General features: G+C 65.3%; 6 protein-coding genes. 2 read left to right on the top strand and 4 right to left on the bottom strand.

The window, feature by feature from the left end:
• From AB0F51_RS39855 to AB0F51_RS39865, 3 genes are all read right to left on the bottom strand, one after another.
• On the bottom strand, positions 1-512 hold a 512-nt coding region (locus tag AB0F51_RS39855), incomplete at its 3' end, for an alpha/beta hydrolase (protein ID WP_360289119.1).
• 72 nt (positions 513-584) lie between these two features.
• Entirely contained in the window at positions 585-1,226 is a 642-nt protein-coding gene (locus tag AB0F51_RS39860) for a carbonic anhydrase (RefSeq protein WP_360289121.1), read from the bottom strand.
• Positions 1,227-1,624: 398 nt separating this feature from the next.
• Positions 1,625-1,906 carry a hypothetical protein gene (locus AB0F51_RS39865; protein WP_360289123.1) on the bottom strand — a complete coding sequence of 94 codons (282 nt, stop codon included), beginning with the start codon at positions 1,904-1,906 and terminating at the stop codon, positions 1,625-1,627.
• A gap of 38 nt (positions 1,907-1,944) precedes the next feature.
• Here AB0F51_RS39865 and AB0F51_RS39870 point away from each other — a divergent pair, with 38 nt between their 5' ends.
• Together AB0F51_RS39870 and AB0F51_RS39875 are read left to right on the top strand one after the other, a co-directional pair.
• Positions 1,945-2,724, top strand: a complete 780-nt coding sequence (locus tag AB0F51_RS39870; RefSeq protein ID WP_360289125.1) for a MerR family transcriptional regulator — start codon at positions 1,945-1,947, stop codon at positions 2,722-2,724.
• Positions 2,725-3,234: 510 nt separating this feature from the next.
• Complete coding sequence (locus AB0F51_RS39875; RefSeq protein ID WP_360289127.1) at positions 3,235-4,062, top strand: ANTAR domain-containing protein; 828 nt, start codon at positions 3,235-3,237, stop codon at positions 4,060-4,062.
• A 1,333-nt stretch (positions 4,063-5,395) separates the two neighbouring features.
• On the opposite strand, the gene AB0F51_RS39880 is transcribed toward AB0F51_RS39875, so the two are convergent.
• Positions 5,396-5,575, bottom strand: a 180-nt coding sequence (locus AB0F51_RS39880; protein WP_360289129.1) for a reprolysin-like metallopeptidase, incomplete at its 5' end; no start/stop codon positions are given.

The raw sequence follows: 5,575 nt of genomic DNA on the forward strand, positions 1-5,575 counted from the left end.
GCCTGGGCGACCGCTCCTTTGAGGATGACCTTCGGTGCCGCACCCGGCGCGGTCGACGGCAGGTTCTGGCGACCTGCCGCCCAGACAGCGAGGTGTCCTCCGGCTGAATGGCCGACTGCGACGACCTTCCCGAGATCGAGCCGCGGCAGCTCTTTGAGGGCGTCGATCGCCATCGCCACGTCCTCGAAGGTGGCCGGCCAGCCACCACCGTTGCCGACGCGGCGGTACTCGATCGCGTAGCCGGCGATGCCGTGGGCAGCAAGATCTTTCGCGAGCGGAGTGGCCAGCTCGATGCCGTAGCCGCTCATCCAGAACCCGCCGTGGATCACGACAGCGACCGGAACGACGCCATCACCCGCTGGCAGGTGGAGTTCCGCCACCTGTGACTCGTCCGCGCCGTACCGAACCCGCTGAACGTCCAGCTCCGCCTGATCACCTCCGCGAGCACAGCCACTCGTCAGCGCTGCCGTACCCACTGCCCAGGCCAGGACATGTCGCCGGGGGATCGTCATGACCGGTGTTCGTTCCCCTGGCCGCAACGGATCGGTTTGGCGGGCCGGAGATCTTTCAGGGCAGCGCCGCGATCACTGTGCGGAGTTGGCGGGAGCCTCGAGGCCGTGGGCTGCGACCAGTTGGGCGGTGCCGTCGGCTAGGCGATAGCGAAGGCCAACGACGGCGGTCTGGCCGGTTTCGACTCGGTCGGCGAGTGCGCGCGAGCGGTCGAGGAGTAGGTCGACTGTGTGTCTCACGTGTTCGGCCAGGATCTGGTCGGGCCCTGTGTGGCCGGCGGCCCGCGCCGCGAGCACGCTGGGGGTGACCCGCTCGATGACGTCACGGATGTAGCCGGCCGGCGGTACACCTTGCTCCAAGGCGGTGCACGCGGCGGCCACCGCGCCGCAGGAGTCGTGGCCGAGGACAACTACCAGTGGGCAGTTGAGCACGTCTACGCCGTACTCGATGCTGCCCAGCACCTCGGCGCCGATCACGTGCCCGGCGGTGCGTACGACGAACAGGTCGCCCAAGCCACGATCGAAGATGATCTCGGCGGCCAGTCGTGAGTCGGAGCAGCCGAACAGTACTGCGAACGGGCGCTGGCCCGGCGCGATCTCGGCCCGGCGTACCGCGTCCTGATTCGGGTGTTCGGGGCCGCCGGCAACGAAGCGCCGGTTGCCGGCGAGCAGCAACTCGAAGGCTTCCTGGGGCGACGGCGACTCGATCTCAGCCATGCCCGCAGCTTAGATCAGCCCTGGCATGCCTGTGCCCGATACTCCGCTGACTGCGATCCAGACCTCAGACGGACGGCAGTTTTTGGGTCCGTTCGAAGGTTTCGGGGATGACCCCATCAGTTCTCATATGGATCGGCAGCCGAGTGTCAAGGCTAGCGCCCACAGTCCGATTCCCATCGGTCAGCCGACGTGGATGCCGTCGTTGCCGGTACTGCGTACTCCGCTGCGGTTGTCACGCGAGACAGAATGCATGACCTTCGGGCCAAGCCTCGAATCAGTGTTAGAACCCTGCAAACCGGAACAAACAAGTCGCTGTCCCGCGCCGAGTCCAGCGGATAGATGTCAGTGCGAGAGCTGCCCGCCAGGCATCAAGTCGGCACTGCGCGGTCCGGGCAGTCTCAGCCTTGGGCGGCTGAATCGTCGAGTAGGCGGTCGAGCTCGTCGCCGGCCTGGTCGTACCCGGCGTCGCGGATTCGTTGTAGCTCGAGGAGGTCGCCGGCGGTGACCGCTCGGCGGGTGAGGTACTTACCCGCCCGCTCGCAGCCTTCGTCCAGCAGTTCGTTCAGTTCGGCCAGGTCGCCGCGCTCGTCGGCCAGGTCGGCCAGCTTGTCCAGCGCCTTCTCGTTACCTTCGTCGGCCAGTGCGCGCAGGGTCTCTCGATCATCGGCAGAGTTCGTCATAGCCGCATCCTTCGACCTTCCCCCTAGGGCAAGGTCAAGTGCGAGACGATCTCAGCATGCTCACCATCGGCCAGCTGGCTCGCACTGTCGGCGTCTCGACCAAGACCATCCGCGTCTATCACGACAAAGGGCTCTTGCCCGAGCCCGACCGCGACTCCTCTGGCTATCGCCGGTACGACGCCCAGGCCGTCGCCGGGCTGATCAAGATCCGCACACTCTCCGAGGCCGGCGTCCCGCTGGCCAGGATTCGCGAACTCAGCACCGCCGCGGCCCCTGTCTTTCACGAGGCCCTCGACGAGATCGACAACGACCTCACCGCCCGGATCCGGAAGCTGCGCCACACCCAGCAGCGGCTGCGGGACCTGGCGGCGGGCCGCATCCACATCCTGCCCGCCGAAGTAGACCGGCACCTCCAGCAGCTGGAACACCTCGGTTTCACCCCGCGCTGGGCCGCGATGGAGCGCGACCTGTGGGTCGTCATGTTCGCGACCCTGCCGGACACCGCCAAGGACTGGTTCCAAGATCAAGTGGACGCCCTGACCGACCCCGTACTGCGGCAGCTGTACCTCACCTACGATCAGGCCCACGACCTCGATCCCGGTGATCCCGCACTCGAAGCCCTTGCCGAGGGCATCGTCACCGAAACCATCCACCGCTACGGATCAGCCAGCCTCCCCGCCGAGGCTAACTCGTCGATTCCCCAACTCCTCCAAGGCTCCGTCAACGATTCTTCCCCGGCGTGGCAGCGTTTGGACTCACTCATCCGCCACCGGCTACGCCAAGCCGGTACAGAAGCCGATCCGTCAGTTCATTCGTAGGCGCTGCTTTCGATGAGGTTCGCGGGTCGCGCACAGACAAGCTCGACGCCCGCACTTTCGAGTCCCCGAAGTGCTAGGCCGAGCGGCCGGGTTTGGTCGCGGCAGGGGAGTGAGGCGGCCCTGGCGCTTCTGGGGTGAACGTCTAGGGCCTGGAACCGGCGGGCCCCTCGAGTGGCCCGTCGCTCCTGACGATGCCCAATACAGCGTTGTCATGAGCATCGACCGAGCTTGCTGTTCGCCTGGGGCGGCGCAGGAAGCGGTCCCGCGTCGATCAGTTGTTGGACGATAGTGCGCAGATCGCTGTTCTCAGTCTGGGCTTGGCGGCGAAGGATGGCGGATGCCTGGTCGGTGAGCAAGGTGGGCGAACTCCTGTTGCTGGCTGCCGAACGAGTGCTGTACAGCCCGGAAGGGGGTTGCCTTCCTAGCGGGATCGCTTCCATCAGTAGCCCCGTCGGCACGCTACCTGACTGCTCGCAGGGTCAAGGGCTGTCGCAGTGACGTTCCGTGACTGTGTGGGTGGAGAGTTTTGAGGAAAGCGGTGGCCCGGGAGAACTGCGGCATGATGTCGCCATGACCGAGGAATTGTTGACGATCGTGCAGGAGATGGCCGAGGTAACTCGGTTGGTCGACGAGGACGACGTACCCGCCACTCTGGATCGTTTCGTCGCTCGATTGGTCGCCACGATTCCGGACTGTGACGAAGCTTCGATCGCCATCTGCGGCGATGACGCGGCCCCCGAGTTGGTCGCCCGCTCGTACGTGCCGACGGATCCCACGGTCGATCCCGCCCGGCTCCTGCTCGCTGAGCAGCTCGAGCGCCGGGAGGGCCCGCTTCACGAGGCGCTCATCTACACCGAGCCGCGCCGCATCGACGACACCGCGTCGGACCGTCGCTGGCCGAAGTTCGCTGCGGCCGCCATCAACGCCGGCTACCGCAGCTGCCTGTTCCTGCCGCTACCGGCCCGCAAGGATGCGGCAATCAGTTTGCTGTCCGCAAAGGAAGACGCATTCGGCGGTACGACGTACGACATTGCGCTGCTGTTCACGTTGCATGCCGGCGTGACGTTTGACAACGCTCAGCTGTTTCACGACAGCAAGGCTTTGTTGTCGCAGCTCGATACCGCGCTCAATACGAGGGGTCTGATCGGCCGAGCGCAGGGAATTCTGATGCGCCACTACGGCCTGGATACACAGACTGCCTTCTTGGTCCTCAAGCGCGGTTCCCAAACGGCCAACGTCAAGCTCCGCGATCTCGCCCAGATCCTCGTCGAGGCGCAGGAACGCGGCGCACTGTCCGAGACCCTGGCGGCGTACGGGCTCGGCCTGCGAGAGGCCTGAGTACCTGCTTTGGTCAGGGCGGGCCGCTACGCCTTCCGCGCGTCCGTGACCATTGCCGGTCTGCTCCTGACCCTGGGCTTCGCGGTGCCGCCGCAGGCGTGGCGGCACCGCGAGCCGTGCAGGTGGCCCGCGCTAGCTGCTCAACGTCGGACCGTCCCGGCATCTGATCGACCAAGCGTCAGACGCCTGTACTACGTTCCGTACCCGCCCCGATGAGAGATATGTACTGGACGGCGTGTGGTTGGCTTCACGGTCCAGCCTCCGCGGCGCGGGTAGCCGAGTGATTCAAATCACTTCTGTTGCTGCCAAGGTTTCGAGGGCAAGATGACCGAACTCCATGCCATGACGGTCCGCGAGTTGCTCGTCGCGTTGAACGCGGTAGAAGACGAGATCCGGGAGGCGAGGGGGGCTCCGGCACTCCGCTCCGGCGATTGACGACGTACAAGTGTCAGGGGATCCGCGTGAGCGGCTGACCCACCGGTGCGCATTGGCGGCGGGGTGATCGACGAGCTGCTCTCTGGACGGCAGGAATCCGTCAACACCTAACTAGATGTGAGTAAGCAGGCAGTGTCCGACGGCAGATTCACGTGGGATCCGTAATGTTAGAAGCCCCTTGGTGCCGTCCTTGTTGCTGACGGCACCAGGGGCCATGGGCTCCTTGCTGGCTGCTTGACGAAGAAGCCGGAGGCAACAATTAATGCCTCGCCGAAATGGTACCCCCGCAATCGCAGATCATGCATTGACGGGTATCGCTCCAGCTGTCACGCATGTGACAGAACGACGCGGGTACCGAATTATTGTTCCCGGCCCAGAAGATCGTTCGCACAGCACTTCTGGGCCGGGAATATCCACGGTTTGCCATCCACTCTAAAGTGAGCATTGCAGAGCCACCGGTTTGGCCGCGGGTACCGGACGGGTGATGTGATCGTCGTCTGAGGGAGACATGATGAGCTCTCCGTTTGACCCGGAGGTCCCGGACGTTCCTTGGCCCGACCCGGTCGTGGATCCTTCCGGTACGCCGACGCCGGCTGACCCGACGGATCCGATGGCACCCCCGACTCCCGATCCCTCGAAGCCTGAGTTCGATCCGGAGCACCCCGACCACCCGACGCCCGGGCTTGGACCCGTAACCGGCCCAGGATCCTTCTGATCGGCAGCTCTCAGCGAGTGAGATCCTGCCGCATTCCCTGGCTCGGTGATGATTCCCGGGCCGGGGCTGTACCACGTCAGGCCTGGTGGCCACCCCCGCGGACCGGGTCACTGATCTGGCCGAAAAGCGGCGATGACAGGTGCTGCGGCTGCCGAAGACTTGCCTGAGTGCACGTGCCTTCGGTCAGCGCGGATTGTTGGCGTAGATGAGTTTGAGCACCGCACGATCGGAGCTGTCGGCCGTGTGCCCGTCCCTCATGATCGAGGTAGCCGCCGGCTGGTTGTGCGACAGCCCGAACGTGTGCCCGACTTCGTGAGCGAACATGTCCGTCCACTCCGCCCCGCTCCGGCATGACGTGTAGTA

This window comes from Kribbella sp. NPDC023855 (genome assembly GCF_040639475.1).
GTDB lineage: Bacteria > Actinomycetota > Actinomycetes > Propionibacteriales > Kribbellaceae > Kribbella.

Excerpts from the sequence above, each read along its gene's own strand:
- AB0F51_RS39860 (WP_360289121.1), bottom strand. The coding sequence starts at position 1,226 with ATGGCTGAGATCGAGTCGCCGTCGCCCCAGGAAGCCTTCGAGTTGCTG.
- AB0F51_RS39865 (WP_360289123.1), bottom strand. The coding sequence starts at position 1,906 with ATGACGAACTCTGCCGATGATCGAGAGACCCTGCGCGCACTGGCCGAC.